This window comes from Pseudomonas sp. RIT623 (genome assembly GCF_004519305.1).
GTDB lineage: Bacteria > Pseudomonadota > Gammaproteobacteria > Pseudomonadales > Pseudomonadaceae > Aquipseudomonas.
Genome location: NZ_SOZA01000003.1, coordinates 18838 through 35350 on the forward strand (window position 1 = coordinate 18838; position 16513 = coordinate 35350).

Consider the following 16513-nt stretch of genomic DNA (forward strand, 5'->3'; position numbering starts at 1 on the left):
ACGGGCAAGCAGGCTACAGTTGGGCACCGCTCAGCCCCGGACCCCTGCATGCCCGAACGTGAAATCCTCGCGTTGCGCCAGCGCAACGCCGAACTCGAGTCCCGCCTGGCCCAGCGGGAAAGCGACGACAACCTGTACCGTTTCCTGTTCGACACCATGGACGAGGGGTTCTGCGTCATCGAGTTCTTCGATGGCCCCCACGGTCCGTTGAGTGACTATGTGCATTTAGTGGCCAACGCCGCCTACGCCCGCCATGCCGGCATTGCCAATGTGGTCGGGCAGAAGCTGCGGGAGATGGTGCCCGACGAGGCCGACAATTGGGTGGCGCGCTACGGTGCGGTTCTGCGCACGGGCAAGCCGCTGCAGTTCGAGCAGGAGCTGGTGGCCACTGGCAGGGTATTGTCGGTCACCACTTTCCGTATCGAGCCAGCCGAACGTCGCCAAGTGGCGGTACTGTTCAAGGATGTCACCGAGCGGCGGCGTGCCGAAGACGCCCTGCAACAACTCAATGATCAGCTCGAACAGCGGGTTGCCGAGGCTTTGGCCGAGCGCGGCCTGTTCGCCGAGCTGGTGGAGAACAGCGTGGCCCGTGTCCAGGTGGTGGATACCGAACTGCGCTTGCTGGCCGTCAACCACCGTGCGGTGAAAGACTTCGAATTCCTCTTCGGACATCGCCTCAAAGCTGGCGATAGCCTGCCCGAGCGCCTCGCCAACTTCCCCGCAGAGCGTGCTCGATCTGAAGCCATGTGGCGCAGGGCACTGGCTGGCGAAAGCTACATCGAGACCATCGAGTACGGCCGTGGTGCCCGCCTGCGCCATTTCGAGCTGCGCTTCAACCCGCTGCGCGAGAGCAGCGGCAGGATCACCGGGGCCTGCCTGTTCATCTACGACGTCACCCGCCAGGTCGATGAACAGCAACGTCGACTCCAGGCCGAGGAAGCCCTGCGCCAAGCGCAGAAAATGGAAGCAGTAGGCCAACTCACCGGCGGCATTGCCCACGATTTCAACAACCTGTTGGGCGGCATGCTCGGCGCCCAGGAACTGCTGCGCCAACGCCTGGAGCAGGGGCGTCTGGCCGAGATCCCGGCCCTGCTCGACACTGCCGGTCACTCGGCCAGGCGCGCCGCCGCACTGGTCCACCGGCTGCTGGCCTTCTCCCGGCGCCAGACCTTGCTGCCCCAGGCCACCGCTGTCGGCCAACTGGTCAAGGACATGGTGGTGCTGATCCATCGCAGTGTCGGGCCAGCCATCAGCGTGCAGGTGCAGTGCGATGCCCAGCTGTGGCCATCCTTCATCGACCCGCCGCAACTGGAAAGCGCGCTGCTCAACCTGTGCATCAACGCCCGGGACGCCCTGCCGGCCGGCGGCATGATCGACATCAAGTGTGACAACCGCTGGCTGGACGACAGCACAGCCTTAGCCCTCGACCTGCCCTGCGGCCCGTACCTGTGCCTGAGCGTCCAGGACAATGGTCGCGGCATGACGCAAGAGGTGCAGGAAAAAGCCATCGATCCGTTCTTCACCACCAAGCCGCTGGGCCAGGGTACAGGGTTGGGGCTATCGATGGCCTATGGCTTCGTGCGCCAGTCCGGTGGTCAGTTGCAGATCACCTCCAGCCCAGGCGCTGGCACGCGGGTCGACCTGTACCTGCCGCGCCACGGCGAAACACCCATCGCACGGCGTCCGCCCAGCGAGGCGCCCGCCCAGGTGCAACGCGCCGCAGCCCGGATCCTGCTGGTCGAAGACCAGGCCGCGCTGCGCATGGTCATCGGCGATGTGCTCGAAGAGCTCGGTCATAGCGTCGAACGCGCGGAACATGGCCCCGCCGCGCTGGAGCTGCTGGAAAGCGGCTATGTGCCGCAACTGCTGATCAGCGACATTGGCCTGCCCGCGGGGCTCGACGGCCGGCAAGTCGCTGAGCGCTGCCGTGCCCGGTTTGCTGATTTGCCGGTACTGTTCATCACCGGCTATGACCAAAGCGCCGCACAGGGTGACGGTAGGCTGCCGCCGCGCACCCAGGTCCTGCTCAAGCCCTTCGAGCTGCCCGACCTGGTCGACAGGGTCATCACGCTGCTGGGCTAACGGCCACCGCTGAGGTCGATGAAACTACCCGTCGAATACGAGGCTTTGTCCGACAGCAACCAGAGGATGGCCTCGGCCACCTCCTGGGGTTGACCACCGCGCCCCATCGGCAGGCCCGGCTCGAGCTTGGTGACACGGTCGGGATCACCGCTCAAGGCATGGAAGCCGGTGTGGATGTAGCCAGGCCGCACACCGTTGACCCGTACCCCCTCGCCCGCCACTTCCTTGGCCAGGCCGACCGTGAAGGTATCCAGCGCGCCCTTGGATGCGGCGTAGTCCACGTACTCGTTGGGCGAGCCCAGGCGTGCGGCCACGGATGACACATTGACGATCGCCCCACCCTGCCCGCCATGGCGCCGGGCCATGCGCAGCAGCGCGTGCTTGGCGCACAGAATCGGGCCGACCACATTGCTCTTCATTACCTTGAGCAAGCGGAACTCGGACATGTCCTCGACCCGGCTCTGCTGGCCGATCGTGCCGGCGTTGTTCACCAGCGCGGTGACCCTGCCCAGTTCCTGGTCGACCCGTTGGAACAAGCGCACCACCTCATCCTCGACGCTGGCGTCGGCGCGCACGGCGATGGCCTCGGCGCCCAGCGCGCGAACCTGCGCCAGCACCGCCTCGGCGGCCTGGTCATCGGCGTGGTAGTTGATGCAGATGCGGTAACCCTGTTGCGCCGCCAGTAACGCGGTGGCGGCGCCAATGCCCCGGCTGGCACCGGTGATGACGATAACCTTGTCCATGAGTCTTCCAAGTTGCGCGGAATAGACCTACAAGACTAGGGGAAAAGATCTGTCAGGAGCAATGAGTAACTGCAGGCGCCAGCCTTGCTGGCGCCTGTGCTCAGTGGCCTGCCGAGGCGGGGCCGGCCTTGGCGGTGAACGGCGGCTTGGCCAGCCATACCAGCAGGATCAACCCGGCGAACACCCAGGTCAGCAGGGTGAAGTAATCCACCGTCGACATCATGTAGGCCTGGCTGTTGAGGATCTGCTCCAGCTTGGCGTACCCCTGCGGCCCAGCACCGCCCAACTGCTCGAGGGTTTGCCGGGTGGCCGGATCGAAACTGCTGATGTGCTCGCTCAAATAGGCATGGTGCTGGTCGGCCCGGCGGATCCAGATCCAGGTGGTCAGCGAGGCGGCGAAACTGCCGCCCAAGGTGCGCAGGAAGGTCGCCAGCCCCGAGCCGTCGGCGATCTGCTGCGGTGGCAGGTCCGAGAGCAGAATGCTCAAGGTCGGCATGAAGAACAGCGCCACGCCGATCCCCATGAACAGCTGCACCAGGGCGATGTGCAGGAAGTCCACCTCGTTGGTGAAGCCAGCACGCATGTAACAGCTGGTGCCGATCGCCAGGAAGGCGACCCCGGCCAGCACGCGCAGGTCGAAACGGTGCGCGTACTTGCCCACGAACGGCGACATCAGCACCGGCAGCAGGCCGATCGGCGCCACCGCCAGGCCCGCCCAGGTCGCGGTGTAGCCCATCTGCGTCTGCAGCCACTGCGGCAGAATCAGGTTGATGCCGAAGAAACCGGCATAACCGCCCACCAGGACCAGGGTGCCGATACGGAAGTTGCGGTGCACGAACAGGCGCAGGTTGACCACCGGGTGGCGATCGGTCAGTTCCCAGATCACGAACACCGCCAGGAACACCACCGAGATCAGCGTGCCGATGACGATGAACGACGACTCGAACCAGTCCAGGTCGTTGCCCTTGTCCAGCACCACCTGCAGCGCACCGACCCCGACGATCAGGGTCAGCAGGCCGATGTAGTCCATCGGCTGGCGGCTGGTGACCACTGGCCGCGCGCGCATCTGCTGGCGCACCACGGCAGCGGCGAACAGGCCAATTGGGATGTTGATGAAGAAGATCCACGGCCAGCTGTAGCTGTCGGTGATCCAGCCACCGAGGATAGGCCCGGCGATGGGCGCCACCACCGTGACCATCGCCAGCAACGCCAGGGCCATCCCCCGTTTCGCCGGCGGATACACGGCGATCAGCAGGGTTTGGGTCATCGGGTACAACGGCCCGGCCACTACCCCTTGCAGCACGCGAAACAGCACTAGCTCCGGCATCGACTGGGCGACGCCGCACAGGAACGAGGCCAGCACGAACAGCAGCGTGGCCCAGATGAACAGCTTGACCTCGCCGAAGCGCCGGCTGAGCCAGCCGGTCAGCGGCAAGGCAATGGCATTGCTCACCGCGAACGAGGTGATCACCCAGGTACCCTGCTCCGAGCTCACGCCAAGGTTGCCGGAGATGGTCGGCAACGCCACGTTGGCGATGGTGGTGTCGAGCACCTGCATGAAGGTCGCCAGCGACAGGCCGATGGTGGTCAGTAGCAGGCTCGGCGGGGTGAACTGCGCGGGTGCCTGCTGGCTCATCGCTGGGCCGTCTTGCCGGTGGCGCTGTTGTCGTGGATCAGCCGGGCGATCAGCTGGTCGGCTTCGACCAACTGGCGGTCATACACCTGAGTGGTGTAGCTGGCCTGCTGCGGCGGTTGTTGAGCCAGGGCCGGGCCGCTCTGGTCGTGCAGGTCGACCTCGGCGACAGTGGACAGGCCGATGCGCAGAGGGTGCTCCTTGAGCTGTTCGGGGTCGAGGTGGATACGCACCGGCACGCGCTGGACGATCTTGATCCAGTTGCCGGTGGCGTTCTGCGCCGGCAGCAAGGCGAAGGCGCTACCGGTGCCGGCGCCAAGGCTGTCGACGGTACCGTTGTACGTGACCTCGCTGCCGTACAGGTCGGCGCTGATCTGCACCGATTGACCGATACGCATGTCGCGCAGCTGGGTTTCCTTGAAGTTGGCGTCGATCCACACCTCATCCAGCGGGATCACCGCCATGGTCGCGCTGCCCGGTTGCAGGCGCTGGCCCAACTGCACGGTGCGCTTGGCCACGTAGCCGGTGACCGGCGCCACCAAGGTGGTACGGGCATGGTCCAAGTAGGCCTGGCGCAGGTCGGCGGCGGCGGCCATGACTTCGGGATGCGACGAAACCACGGTGTCGTCGACCAGGGCGGTGCTGGTGTTCAGTTGCTGGCGGGCACTGTTGACGGCGGCCTCGGCCACGCTCAGGTCATCGCGCGAATGGGACACTTCCTCGGCGGCGATGGCGCCACTGTCGGCGAGAATGCGCCGGCGGTTGTAGTCCTGCCGGGCCTTTTGCAGCTCGGCCTGGCGGGTGGCCAGTTGCGCCTTGAGCGAATCGACGTTGCTGTACAGCCCGCGCACCTGGCGCACGGTACGCGCCAGCTTGGCCTCGGCCGCCTGCAAGGCGACTTCGCTGTCGGCCGGGTCGAACTGCAGCAACACCTGGCCGGCATGCACCAGGTCGCCATCATCGGCGCCGATGCTGGTGACAGTGCCGGTCACCAACGGGGTGATCGCCACCACGTTGCCGTTGACATAGGCGTCGTCGGTGCTTTCATGCCAGCGCCCGATCAGGCTGTACCAGGCCCAGGTGCCGGCCCCGGCAAGGATTAACAGCAGCAGCAGGGCCAACAGCCAGGCCTTGCGCTTGCGCGTGTTGTCCGGCGCGACGGCCGGGGGGGAAGTGTCGGCGGGAGTAGCCATGACAATACCTTGGAAAAGAGTGGCTTAGGATCAACGATCGGCGAAGCGGCGGATCGTCAGGGGGTCGCCAGCGTGCAGCAGGATCTTCGCCAGCAGGCCCTCGAGGGCCTGCAATTCTTCAGCCTGCAGCACGCCGACCAGTTCGTTCATCGCCGCCGCCCCCACCAGAGGCAGGCGATCGGCCAAGCGCTGGCCGTCGGCGGTGAGGGCCAGGCGCACTTGGCGACGGTCGTCGGGGCAGCGCTTGCGCAGCACCAGGCCCTTCTGTTCGAGGCGGTCGAGCATGCGCGTCATCGACCCGCTGTCCAGGCCCAGGTAGCGGCACAGCTCGGCGGGCGTGTCGACCTGGTACTGGGTGGCGATAACCAACACCTTGAACTGGGCGGCGGTGACGCCATCGGCCTCCAGGTGGCAGTCGAGGATGCGGTCCTTGAGCAGCGCGGCGCGACCGAGCAGCATGCCGATGGTGCAAGTCTGGAAGTTTTCCGGTGTGAAATGAGACATGGGGACCTGTCCGGATAATTGTGTACAAATATTACTGCCTAGGCAGTAATTGTCAAAGACTTGATTAGCTGACTAATTAAAATTTCATGAAACATCCCCTGGAAAGGATAGAATGCTCGACATCCGCTCTGTTGATGCGCGCCATGATTCAGTCCGACCTCGACCTGTTCGGCCCCCAGCCGCAACGCCTGGCCAGCCATACCGTGCTGCTGCCCGGCTTCGCCCTGGCCGAGCTTGAGGCCCTGCTCGACGCCCTGCGCCCGGTGCTGCGCGCGGCGCCATTTCGCCACATGCGCACGCCGGGCGGGCAGCACATGGCGGTTGCGCTGAGCAATTGCGGGGCATTGGGTTGGGTCAGCGATTCCGGGGGCTACCGCTACAGCGCCACGGATCCGCTCAGTGGCAATCCATGGCCGGCGCTACCGCCGATTCTGCTGGCACTGGCCACGCGGGCGGCGGCGTTGGCCGGTTTCGAGGGGTTCGAGGCGGATGCCTGCCTGGTCAACCATTATCTGCCCGGCACACGCCTGAGCTTGCACCAGGACCGCGACGAGCAGGACTACGGGCAGCCGATCGTGTCGATTTCCCTGGGGTTGCCGGCGGTGTTCCTGTTCGGCGGCCTGCAGCGCGCCGACCGCGCCCAGCGCATCGCCCTGAACCATGGCGATGTACTGGTGTGGGGCGGTGAGGACCGGTTGCGCTTTCATGGGGTATTGCCGATCAAGCCGGGGGTGCACCCGCGCATGGGCGAGCGGCGAATCAACCTGACCCTGCGCAAGGCCGGCTGACCACCTCGCCGGGCCATCCATCGCGTCGCCTGCTTCGCCAGCAAGGCTGGTTCCTACGCGGCCGGGTTGGCCGAAACCGTCCATGGCAGCTATGCGCCTGGCTGATTTCGTCATGGGTGCCAGCCCAGCTATCGGAACCACTCGCGACGCTCGTCGAACGCCGCGCGAATCGCCGCGAGCATCACCTGCACCAAGGGGTCGCCCTCGGTATCGGCGTTGACCGCCAACCATACCCGGCGGCGCATCGGCTCGCGGAACAACCCCGGCAATGCCAGCAAGCCACGGTCCAGGTGCCCGGCATAGTGCGGTAGCAAGCCCACGCTGGCACTGCATTTGATCAACTGGCAGTACATCTCGTAATCCTGGATCTGCGTCACCCCGGCGCTACGGCTCTGCAGCAGAGCCTGCCAAGGCCTGAGCGCCTCGACGCCGACCTCCCCCTGCCACTGCACCAGCATGTAGTCCTGCAAGTCGGACAGGCTGCTCGGCCGATTCGCCTCGCGGGCGTAGCGCTTGGCGATATGCGGTAGATAGTCCAGCGTGGCCAACGCCTCGGGCGCGCCACCCTGGGTGCTGCTAGGCGGTTGCAAGTCGCCCAGCCAGAGCGCAATGTCGGCACCTTGCCGCGGCACCTGACAGCCGTCGAGCGTGGCCACCTCCAGGCGCATGCCCGCATGCTGGCGCACAAAGTTGATCAGGTTGCGCCCCAGCAGGTCCTGCAACAGCGGCTCGGCCACCGCCAGGCGCACCCTGGCGCCCTCCTCCTCTGGCAACTGCACCGGCACCGCAGGCTCACGGGCCTGCAGCACCAGCAGCAAGCGTTCACCCTGCTGGCTGAGCATCGGGTTGTTGTTGCGGTTGACGAACAGGCTGTAGCCCAGGCGCGCTTCCAGCGCCGCCAGGCGTTTGCGCAACACCACCGGTTTGAGGTTCAGCCGCCGCGCCGCCTGCATGAAACAGCCGCAACGGGCGGTGACCAGAAAACAGTTGAGGGTCTGTTCGTCCAGGGCCAACGGCACCTGGGAGCGAACGACAGGCATGGCAGTTTCCGGGGGTCGCCCCCGGGACAGATCGATCGGCATCCCTCGCCTCCCGCGGGCCCGCCTGGGCAGGCCCGATTCATCCATGGTTGTTGAGGTTCAGCGGCTGCTCTCGAGTACCTGGTTGAGCGCCGCGCCATCGATACTCAGGGTGGCGCTGTCGAACATGCCCTCGACATAGGCCTTGGCCACCTGTTCCTGGCGCTGGGCACGTAGCACCTGGCGCAGGCGCGGGGCGACCTCCTCGAGCGTCGCCGCACGCGCCGGCTGCTGCTCGACCAGCTTGATGATGTGATAGCCCGCCGCACTCTGCACCGGCTCGCTGACCGCGCCAACCTTGAGCCTGGGCACCACCCCACGCACCTCGGGCAACAATTGCGCCAAGGCTTGCAGGCCGGTGTCGCCGCCCTTGGTGGCAGTGCCGGCATCCTGCGAGTGCTCGCGGGCCAGCGCCGCGAAATCGGCATCGCTGGCCTGGGCCTGCTTGGCCAGGGCCTGGGCCTGCTTGCGCACCGCTTCGTCATCCCTGGGGTTCTCCAGGCGCAGGAAAATCTGGCTCAAGCGGTAGCGCACCGGCAATTGCAGCCCGGCCTTGCCTGCCTCGTAGGCTTGCTTGAGTTCAGCCTCGCTAGGGTAGTCGTCGGGCACCTGGCTCACTGAGCTCAGGTAGTCGCGCAGCACGATCTGCTCGGTGGCCGCGCGTGTCTGCGCCTGGATCTCGGGCCGTTGCAACCAGCCCTGGGCTTCGGCCTGCTGGTACAGGGCCTTTTCCGCCAGGCGCGCGCGGATCCACGCCTCCAGGGCCGGACGATCGCCACGCAGGTTGGCCCGGGCATCTTCGGGCAACTGGGCAATGAGCGCCTTGAGCTCACCGCTGCCGACCATCTGCTGCCCCAGGCTGGCCAAGGCCGGGCCGGTATCGTTGGTGGCCTGCACGGACGTCGAGCGCGCCGCCGCCACCGGTTCAGCGCCCGGGCGCAAGGCCAGGGCGACCGCCACCGCGACCACGGCCAGCGCGCCAGCGCTGGCCCAGAAAGCGCGCGCCGTCACGAGGCGCGCTCTTGGTCTGCGCCGACCTGGGCGGGCTGCTGGTCGGCGACGTTGCGGCTGTAGTCACGCAGGTAGACGATCAGTTCCTGCAGCAACCGGTCCCACAGCACCAGGCTGCCCAGCAGGTGCTGCTGGCTGACGCCGTCGGCGACCACCACGTCCTGCTCCATCACCAGGAACTCGCCCTGCACCGACAGGCGGGCGAAGCGACGGCTGGCGTTCCAGTGCTCGGCCAGGCCCGCCGGCAGCTCGCCCTGGATGCGTAGCGCGCAACTGAAGGTGAAGTCGAGGAACTCGCCCTCCTTGCCCACGGCACGGTTGCCGAAACGTACGGCATAGCCTACGCCCTGGCTGGCGCTGAGCAGTTGCACCACGGCGTTCTGTTCGGTGCGATTGACCCGGCAGCCGGCGTCCTGCAGCAGCTGGGTCAGGGAGTCGGCGCTAACGGTTTCGATCAGGGTGACTGCGGTCATGTGCTTACTTCCTTGCGTTGAGAAAACGTCACTGGGTCACGCCCGTGGGGGCGTCGAACTGACTTTCGTAGAGTTTGTCGCCATAGGCCTGGGCGAGCTCCTCGAAGCGCACCCGGGCAGCGCCTGCGAACGGCTGGCGCATCTTCACCACATCGGCGATATCGACCTTCTCGTAGGCAGCCAGCATGTCCTTGGCCACCCCGTACATCTGCTGGTTGCGCGCCTGACACTGCTGCACCTGGCCATCGCGTTCGGCCAGTTGCGCCTGCAGGCCGACGCGCTCGCTCTCCTTGGCCCGGGCCATGCCCAGCAGCTCGTCGTAAGCCTGTTTGTACTTGTGCAGTTGCGCGCTGCTGCTGGCCACCAGGGCCTGGGCCTGACTGTGCACGGCCTGCTGCTGCCCGGCCAGTTGCTCGCTCTGGCCACGGGCCTTGGCCAACTGCGCGGTGAGCTCGCGCACCTGGCCCAGGGCGGCATCGCGCTGCTGCTCGGCGGCCTGGCGCGCGGCGCTGGCCTGGGCCTGTTCGCTCTGCAGTGCCTGGAGTTGCTGGGTGGTGCTGCGCAGCTGAGCGCGCAAGCGTTCCTCGAGGGTGTCGGCCGACACCGGGGCCGCCAGGCTTGCGCCCAGGGCCAGCACCAGCCAGGTACAGCGACGGCGGTAAGCTCCCTTGTTCATGCCCGTGCTCCTTCCCTAGAAACGCGTGTTGACTTCAAGTTGTAGCACATCGATATCAAACGGCGCGCCGTAGACCGCCTCGCTGCTCAGCCAGCGCGCTGTAGCGTAGACGTTGTCGGCCAAGCCATAGTTGCCGCCGAGGAAATAACCCTTGGCGTTGGTGCCCCCCAGGTGGAAGCTGGAGTCGTTGAAACCATCCGGCAAGGCATCGGGCTCGATGCGCTTGTAACCGGCGAACAGGTTCCAGTCGCCCGCCTTGCGCATGTCCAGGGCGTTGCCCAGGGTGAACTGGAACATCCAGGCATCGCTGCCGCTCTTGATGTTGCCGTTTTCATCGACGTTGTTGGCCAGTTGGCCAGCCGAGCGCTTGCGCATTTCACCCTCGTCGTAGGCCAGGTTGTGGATGTAGTTGGCCTGGCTGCGCAGCTTGAAGTCATGCGGCAGGTCGCTGTCCCAGACCAGGTTCAGGTCGAGCAGTTCGAACTCCGAGGCGATGCCGACGAACTGCGGTTGCGCCGTGGCAGCCGGGTTGGCCGGGTTCGGCGTGATATCGCGCAGCAGGAACAGGGTATTGCCCTTCTGCATGAAGGTCGGACGGGTCTCGTCGGTGTCGCAGCCGGGCTGGCCATCCCAGGGCGCGCAAGGGCTTGAACGCTCGCCGACGATATCGTCGAAGCGGTAGTAGGCGGCCGCGCCCTTGAGCCGGTTGTGCTCGTTGATAGCCCACTTGGCGCCGAGCTGGGCGCCATACAGCCACTTGTTGTCGCTGTCTTCCTTGTCGAAACCGTTGCTGGTGGCGTTGTCGTCGCTGTACTGCACCGGGAACGCGCCGACGGTGCCGAACACGCTGAGGTCAGGGTTCACCGGCTGGTCGAAGATCGCCGCCAGGCCATCGAAGTTGAGGTCGTGGGAGTACAGGATATCGGTGGACATGAACGGGTTGGCGATGCGCCCGCCGGTGAGTGTCAGGTGCTCGCTGGGGCTCCAGCTGAGGTAACCCTGGTCGAGCCAGAGGTCTTTCTTGCCGAAGCCGCCACCGAGGTTCTGGGTGGTCGACACGGGGTTATTGTTGGAACCGGTGGCGATGCGAATGCCCGCCACCCAGTGCTCGGCCAGTTGCGCCTTGAGGCCGAAACGCGCGCGCAGGCGCAGGATGCTGTCGCGGTCCTCGCGGGTGTTGAGCAGTGGCGGCAGGCTCGAGCTGCTGTTGGGGTTGACGTCGTAGGGGCCCTTTTCGTTGAGTTTGGCGAAGTCGACGATCTCGTTGCTGTTGCTGTCGGCGTACGAGCGCGATTCACCGCGCAGGCGCAGGTCGCCGTCGAAGCTGATGCGCGAAGCCCAGTCAGGGAAGGTATTGGGCGCGGCCCACTGTTCCTGCTTGGCGGTGTTCAGCACCTCGGCCTTGATCTCGTCGCGGATCTGCTGGCGCACGATGGCCGGCACGTACTGCACCCGCACCTCGCCGTTGGCCGCCGGGGCCTGGGCGACGATTGGCGCGCTACTGGCGGCACGCGCCTGCTGGGCCTCGCGCTCGGCCTGGGCGATCAAGGCAGCGGCCTTATCCTGCTTGAGCACGCCCTGCTCCACCAACAGGCGAATCAGGTTGACGGTCGCGTTTTCCGACGGCGCGGCGTGGGCGACGGCCGGACCGACCGCGGTGGCGGCGGCCAGCAGGCCGAACGCCAGGGTCAATCGGTTCACTGGGCACTTCATGGGTGTGCAACTCCTGTTGGTCTGTGCGGTTGCGTTATTCATGGCCGGCGCCCCTGCAGGGCGATCTTCACCGGCAAGGTGAGGCTGGCGGGCGGACGTTGGTCGAGGGCGCGGGCGGCGCGCAGGGCGGCGAGCACCTGGGCATCGACCTCAGGCTCGCCACTGCCGCGCAGCAGCTCGACCCGGGTGATTTCCCCGGCGGCGCTGAGCCAGATCTCGGCCTGCAGGTTGAAAACGAGGTTGCGCAGCTCGGGGCTCTCGCGCAGCAAACGCTGGAAGGCGTAGGCCAGATACTGGCTGTAGGTGCCGCTGCCCAGGCCTGCGCCGCCACCGCCGGCCATGCCGCCACCCTTGCCGGCGCCGACGTTGAAACTGTCACTGCCGGCCTGCGCGTCACCGTCCATCTGCATGGGATCGGCCAGGTCCTGGGCCGGATCCGGCGCCTCTTCGGCCGGCTTGACCTCCTCGGCCTCCGGCACCGGTTGCGGCTCGACGATCTTTTCCTCCACCGGTGGCTCGGGCTCCTTCGGCGGCTCGGGCGGCGGCGGTGGTGGCGGTGGTGGCAGCGGGATGATCGCCGGCACCTTGGGCGCCTCGCGGCGCACCCCGGCCATGTCATTGGCCCACTGCCACAGCAACCAGGCCAGGCCGACACCAGCCACGGCGAGCACTGCCCAGGTCAGCAGGCGACGGGGATTGGCTTTAGCTTGCATACCCGCCCTCACCCCTGGTTCGGCTTGCCGGTCACCAGCCCGACCTGGGCCAGTTCGAGGCGACGCAACAGGTCGAGCACCTCGACCACCTTCTGGTACTGCACCCCGGCGTCACCGCGCACGATCAACGGGAAGTCCGGATTACGCGCCTTCTCGCTGCGCAGGCGGTCCTCGAGCTCCTGCAAGGTCACTGGGTAGGCGTCGAGGAACACCTGGCCTGCGTCGTTGATCGAGATCGCCTTGGTCTTGGGCTGGGCCAGCGACACCGAGGCGCTGGCCTTGGGCAACTGCACCTGGATCCCCGAGACCTGCGCGGTGGCGGTGAGGATGAACATCACCAGCACCACCATGAGCACATCCACCAGCGGGGTGATGTTGATGCTGTCCACGGCCGCGTCGGCGTCGTCGTCATGGGCGTTGTTCACGGATGCCATGGCTGCGCCCTCACGCTGGAACCGACGGGCTGACGCCACGCGCGCTGCTGCGCTGCGCGGCTTCGCCTGCCTGACCCTGGCCATGTAGCTCGGCCAGGCGGGTGATGAACTCGTCGACGAACACCCGCATGTCAGCGCTGACTTCGCGGTTGCGGGTGGTCAGGCGGTTGTAGCCGAACAGCGCCGGGATGGCGACGAACAGGCCCATGGCAGTGGCCAGCAGCGCGGCGGCCATGCCTGGGGCAATGGCGTTGATGTTGACGTCACCGGCCATGGCGGTGCCGAGGAACACCACCATGATCCCCAGCACGGTACCAAGCAGGCCGATGTACGGGCCGCCGGCAATGGCGTTGGACAGGCTCGACAGCTTCGCCGACAGCGCCTGGTTCTCCCGGGTGCGCACGCCGTCCATGGAGCAGCGGATCGCCTCGATGGTGGCCGCCGACACCTCGGTGGTGTCGGCGCCCTGGGCGCGGCGGGTACGAATTTCCTGCACGGCCACCAGGTACAGGCGCCACAGCGAGGAGTCATGCAGGCGCGCTTGCAGGTCGCGATCGTCGGCGAACTGCTCCAGGCGCGTGCCGACCGTGGCGAACTGCTCACGGAACTGCGCGTTGGCCGCCGTGACGCGGTTCAGTGTGCGCTGCTTGCGCAGCATGATCACCCACGACTGCACCATCATCAGCACCAGAATGGCGATGATCACCCAGGCATCAACCGGCACCGCCTTGAGCAGGAAGCCCAGGCCGCCGAAGCCGAAGCCCGACTGTTCCTCGTCGACGCCGTACACCACTAGCCGCGACTCGGCGCCCTGGGCCAGCACATCGGCCTGCAGGCTGGCCAGGGTGCGGGCGACACGAGAGAGGCGCAGCTCATCCAGGGCGCCGACGAAGGGCGCATAGGAGCTGGCGGCCTCGCCCTCGGCTGGCGGCAGGTCGCCGCCGATACCGATTGCCCCACTGAAGGCCGCAGGGCTGGCCGCCAGGCGTGCGACAGGCTGGCCCTCGACCAGCACGCTCAGGTTGCCGCCCTCGCCCACCAGTGCCAGGTGTTGCCATTGCCCGGCGCTGAGCGCCTGGTTGGCATTGGCACGCTGGCCGTCGACCTCGACGAAAGGCACGCCCTGGGCCAGGCCCAGCAGCAGGCCATGCCCGGCCTCGCGCCGGGCCAGCAACAGTTGCTCGCCCAACGCCTGGTCCTGGCGCACCCAGGTGCTGAAGGTGAAGGCCGCGCCGGCCGGCAGCTGCAGCGCAGCGCTGGCCGGCAACTGCAAGGCCTGGCCGCCGAGCTGGATGGCCCGGCCAATCACGCCATCGACGCTGACCGTCGGCCCTTGCAGCGGATTGCCGTAAGGGCTGGCATCGCGCGGCGTGGCGCCGTCGAAGTGGTACAGCGCGGTGTAGTCGGCGTCGAAGCTCGGCTGGCCAGCGGCGGCCTGGGCCTTGGGGTTGCCGTAGTACATCCACAGCTCCTGGCGCTGCCCAGCCTCGATGCGCGGCACGTCCACCCAGATCAGCGCCATGCCCATCAGCGGGTCGAACTGCTCGACGTGGTGGTTGAGCACGGTCTTGTCGTCGGCACTGACGAAGCGGATATCAGCGCCGGTCTCGCTGACGCCGTCGAAGCTGAAATTGCCGGTGTGCAGGCGCACCAGCAGCGCCGTGCGGCCCAGCGCCTGGGTCAGGTCGGCGCCTTGCGCCGTGGTGTCCACGGCAATCTGCTTGCGGTACATCCAGTCGTCCTGCCACCAGGCGCTGGCGCTGCCTGGCAGGGCGAAGCCCAGGCACAGCAGCAAGGTCAAGATCAGGCGTTGCATGAGAGGTCTCCAGGTCGATGCCGGTCAGAAGGTTGCAAGCTCACTAGGTCGAAAGCTCAGAAGGTCGCCTGCACGCTGAAGTGCACGCGCGGGTCGTTCTTGTCGGTGTTGGGGCCGTCCTTGAGCGGCACGGCCCAGTCGAGGCTGCCGGACAACCAGTCGTTGAGGCTGGCGCGGGTACCGATGCCGACACTGGCCAGGCTGTAGCTGTCGTCCTGTTCGGGCAGGGCGTCCTGCAAGCGCAGTTGCGCGCCTTCGGCGAACAGGTAGAAACGCCAGTCGCTGATGTAGCTACCGACATAGCGACCGATCGAGGGGGTGCGCAGCTCCTGGGAGAACAGCACGCCATCGTCACCCGTGCGCTCGGCGGCCAGGTAACCGCGCACCGACGTGGCGCCACCGGCGGCGAACTGCTCGTTCGACACCAGCGGCCCGGAGGCCAGCTGGAAGGCCAGCTTGGATGCGCTTTGCCAGTTGCCGGCAAAGTCGAAGCCATAGCTGCCGTCGCCCTTGATCAGGGCGAAGCTGGAGTCGGCGCGAAAGCGCTTGTAGTCGAACGCCTGGTCGTCGCTGCCATAGCCGAACAGGCTGCGGGTGGCGGCCACCAGGTTCAGGCCCAGGCTCAGCTGGTCCTGCTCGGTAAAGCGGTAGCCGTTGTAGCCCAGGGTGATCGGTGCGTACTTGAGCGGTACCTTGTCACGGCTGTTGCCCAGGGCGACCTGCTCGTCGAAGTCCTTGAAGTCCACGCCAAACGACAAGGCGTGGGCCCAGGCGCCGACGCCCGGCAAGTTGTAGATGGCCGAGACGCCGTAAGAATGCCCCTTGCCCAGCACGTTGCTGCCACCCACGGTGGCCACGTCACTGTCGGACTGGTAGCCGGAGAACTGCAAGGTCCAGCGTGCGCTCAGCGGCATGGCGTAGGAGCCCGACCAGACCTCGGCGTTGTCGCGATCCTCTGGGGCGGTGAACCAGGTCAGCGAAACGCTGTGGCCCGCCTGCCAGAGGTTGTTGTAGCCGAGGCTGACGATGCTGCGCAGTTTCTCGGTGTCGGCGCTGTGGTCGTTGTTCAGGCCCAGGGTCAAACTCCAGGGCTGCTTGTCCTCGACCTGCAGGTCGACGTCCATGGTGCCGGGGCGCTGACCTTCGCGCACCAGCGGCATGACCTGGCGGCCCGGGGTACGGTTGAGGCTCGCCAGTTCATCCTGGACCTGGGCGAAATCAGGCACCTTGCCCTCCTCCAGCGCCGGCACCTGCTCGCGGATCTCCACCGGCGAGTAGTGCTTGGCGCCGACCACGCGTACCCGCCCGACCTTGGTCTCGGTCACGTTCAGGTAGACGATGCCGCCCTCGACCTTCTGCTCCGGCAGCTCGACGAACACAGACTGGTAGCCACGGGCCTGGTAGCTTTTCTGCAAGGCTTCGCGGGCGCCTTCCAGGTCAGCCAGGGTCCGGTCCGGGCCTAAGTACGGGTACACCGCCTCTTCGATGGCCTGGGCGTCGAGCACGGTGTTGCCGCGCACCACGTATTCGTTGATCTCGACCCGCCGCTCAGGCGCACCCGCCGGTGCCTCGGCCACCGCCGTGGCCGACAGCAGGCACAGCAGCACCCCTGCGCCAACGCCGCATCGCTTGAAGAAAAAATGCTCCACACCGCC

Annotated in this window: 15 protein-coding genes; 2 read left to right on the forward strand and 13 right to left on the reverse strand. The window is 66.6% G+C overall.

The genetic code is table 11. The features are described from left to right. Positions 1 to 48 precede the first annotated feature (48 nt). Positions 49 to 2082 (forward strand): PAS domain-containing protein, encoded by a 2034-nt coding sequence (locus tag E3U47_RS03425; protein ID WP_134689609.1) that lies wholly within the window; start codon positions 49 to 51, stop codon positions 2080 to 2082. Here E3U47_RS03425 and E3U47_RS03430 read toward each other — a convergent pair. The 4 genes from E3U47_RS03430 to E3U47_RS03445 form a co-directional block, all read right to left on the reverse strand. Beyond that, a complete protein-coding gene (locus tag E3U47_RS03430; protein WP_134689610.1) occupies positions 2079 to 2825 on the reverse strand; it encodes an SDR family oxidoreductase in 747 nt (248 codons plus the stop codon). The genes E3U47_RS03425 and E3U47_RS03430 overlap by 4 nt on opposite strands. A 100-nt stretch (positions 2826 to 2925) precedes the next feature. Next, on the reverse strand, positions 2926 to 4461 hold the full coding sequence (locus E3U47_RS03435; RefSeq protein WP_134689611.1) for a DHA2 family efflux MFS transporter permease subunit: 1536 nt from the start codon (positions 4459 to 4461) through the stop codon (positions 2926 to 2928). Further along, positions 4458 to 5651 carry an HlyD family efflux transporter periplasmic adaptor subunit gene (locus E3U47_RS03440; protein WP_134689612.1) on the reverse strand — a complete coding sequence of 398 codons (1194 nt, stop codon included), beginning with the start codon at positions 5649 to 5651 and terminating at the stop codon, positions 4458 to 4460. The genes E3U47_RS03435 and E3U47_RS03440 overlap by 4 nt, the downstream gene beginning before the upstream one ends. Positions 5652 to 5681: 30 nt before the next feature. Next, on the reverse strand, positions 5682 to 6155 hold the full coding sequence (locus E3U47_RS03445; protein ID WP_134689613.1) for a MarR family winged helix-turn-helix transcriptional regulator: 474 nt from the start codon (positions 6153 to 6155) through the stop codon (positions 5682 to 5684). A 143-nt stretch (positions 6156 to 6298) separates the two neighbouring features. Here E3U47_RS03445 and alkB point away from each other — a divergent pair, with 143 nt between their 5' ends. Then, positions 6299 to 6943 carry a DNA oxidative demethylase AlkB gene (alkB, locus tag E3U47_RS03450; protein WP_134689614.1) on the forward strand — a complete coding sequence of 215 codons (645 nt, stop codon included), beginning with the start codon at positions 6299 to 6301 and terminating at the stop codon, positions 6941 to 6943. Between the two features lie 128 nt (positions 6944 to 7071). Here alkB and E3U47_RS03455 read toward each other — a convergent pair whose 3' ends face one another. The 9 genes from E3U47_RS03455 to E3U47_RS03495 all read right to left on the reverse strand — a co-directional run bounded on the left by E3U47_RS03455 (position 7072) and on the right by E3U47_RS03495 (position 16507). Continuing rightward, positions 7072 to 7983, reverse strand: coding sequence for a LysR family transcriptional regulator (locus E3U47_RS03455; RefSeq protein ID WP_134689615.1), 912 nt, complete (start codon positions 7981 to 7983; stop codon positions 7072 to 7074). 99 nt (positions 7984 to 8082) lie between these two features. Next, positions 8083 to 9033 carry a peptidylprolyl isomerase gene (locus E3U47_RS03460; protein WP_134689616.1) on the reverse strand — a complete coding sequence of 317 codons (951 nt, stop codon included), beginning with the start codon at positions 9031 to 9033 and terminating at the stop codon, positions 8083 to 8085. Then, positions 9030 to 9506, reverse strand: a complete 477-nt coding sequence (locus E3U47_RS03465; RefSeq protein WP_134689617.1) for a YbjN domain-containing protein — start codon at positions 9504 to 9506, stop codon at positions 9030 to 9032. The genes E3U47_RS03460 and E3U47_RS03465 overlap by 4 nt, the downstream gene beginning before the upstream one ends. Before the next feature lie 28 nt (positions 9507 to 9534). Continuing rightward, positions 9535 to 10182, reverse strand: coding sequence for a DNA repair protein (locus E3U47_RS03470; protein ID WP_134689618.1), 648 nt, complete (start codon positions 10180 to 10182; stop codon positions 9535 to 9537). Positions 10183 to 10197: 15 nt separating this feature from the next. Beyond that, on the reverse strand, positions 10198 to 11895 hold the full coding sequence (locus tag E3U47_RS03475; protein ID WP_134689619.1) for a putative porin: 1698 nt from the start codon (positions 11893 to 11895) through the stop codon (positions 10198 to 10200). A gap of 38 nt (positions 11896 to 11933) precedes the next feature. Next, on the reverse strand, positions 11934 to 12608 hold the full coding sequence (locus tag E3U47_RS03480; protein ID WP_256660219.1) for a TonB family protein: 675 nt from the start codon (positions 12606 to 12608) through the stop codon (positions 11934 to 11936). 8 nt (positions 12609 to 12616) lie between these two features. Next, the gene (locus tag E3U47_RS03485) at positions 12617 to 13042 is read right to left on the reverse strand and encodes a biopolymer transporter ExbD (RefSeq protein ID WP_011534002.1); all 426 of its coding nucleotides are present in this window, start codon (positions 13040 to 13042) and stop codon (positions 12617 to 12619) included. Between the two features lie 10 nt (positions 13043 to 13052). Then, entirely contained in the window at positions 13053 to 14858 is a 1806-nt protein-coding gene (locus E3U47_RS03490; protein ID WP_134689620.1) for a DUF2341 domain-containing protein, read from the reverse strand. 56 nt (positions 14859 to 14914) lie between these two features. Further along, a complete protein-coding gene (locus tag E3U47_RS03495) occupies positions 14915 to 16507 on the reverse strand; it encodes a ShlB/FhaC/HecB family hemolysin secretion/activation protein (protein ID WP_134689621.1) in 1593 nt (530 codons plus the stop codon). Positions 16508 to 16513: the final 6 nt, after the last annotated feature.

Bases quoted from the DNA above. Each gene is read 5' to 3' on its own strand.
- E3U47_RS03445 (WP_134689613.1), bottom strand. From the start codon at position 6,155: ATGTCTCATTTCACACCGGAAAACTTCCAGACTTGCACCATCGGCATG.
- E3U47_RS03465 (WP_134689617.1), bottom strand. From the start codon at position 9,506: ATGACCGCAGTCACCCTGATCGAAACCGTTAGCGCCGACTCCCTGACC.
- E3U47_RS03430 (WP_134689610.1), bottom strand. From the start codon at position 2,825: ATGGACAAGGTTATCGTCATCACCGGTGCCAGCCGGGGCATTGGCGCC.
- E3U47_RS03470 (WP_134689618.1), bottom strand. From the start codon at position 10,182: ATGAACAAGGGAGCTTACCGCCGTCGCTGTACCTGGCTGGTGCTGGCC.
- E3U47_RS03485 (WP_011534002.1), bottom strand. From the start codon at position 13,042: ATGGCATCCGTGAACAACGCCCATGACGACGACGCCGACGCGGCCGTG.
- E3U47_RS03440 (WP_134689612.1), bottom strand. From the start codon at position 5,651: ATGGCTACTCCCGCCGACACTTCCCCCCCGGCCGTCGCGCCGGACAAC.
- alkB (WP_134689614.1), top strand. From the start codon at position 6,299: ATGATTCAGTCCGACCTCGACCTGTTCGGCCCCCAGCCGCAACGCCTG.
- E3U47_RS03475 (WP_134689619.1), bottom strand. From the start codon at position 11,895: ATGAAGTGCCCAGTGAACCGATTGACCCTGGCGTTCGGCCTGCTGGCC.
- E3U47_RS03490 (WP_134689620.1), bottom strand. From the start codon at position 14,858: ATGCAACGCCTGATCTTGACCTTGCTGCTGTGCCTGGGCTTCGCCCTG.
- E3U47_RS03425 (WP_134689609.1), top strand. From the start codon at position 49: ATGCCCGAACGTGAAATCCTCGCGTTGCGCCAGCGCAACGCCGAACTC.
- E3U47_RS03480 (WP_256660219.1), bottom strand. From the start codon at position 12,608: ATGCAAGCTAAAGCCAATCCCCGTCGCCTGCTGACCTGGGCAGTGCTC.
- E3U47_RS03435 (WP_134689611.1), bottom strand. From the start codon at position 4,461: ATGAGCCAGCAGGCACCCGCGCAGTTCACCCCGCCGAGCCTGCTACTG.
- E3U47_RS03455 (WP_134689615.1), bottom strand. From the start codon at position 7,983: ATGCCTGTCGTTCGCTCCCAGGTGCCGTTGGCCCTGGACGAACAGACC.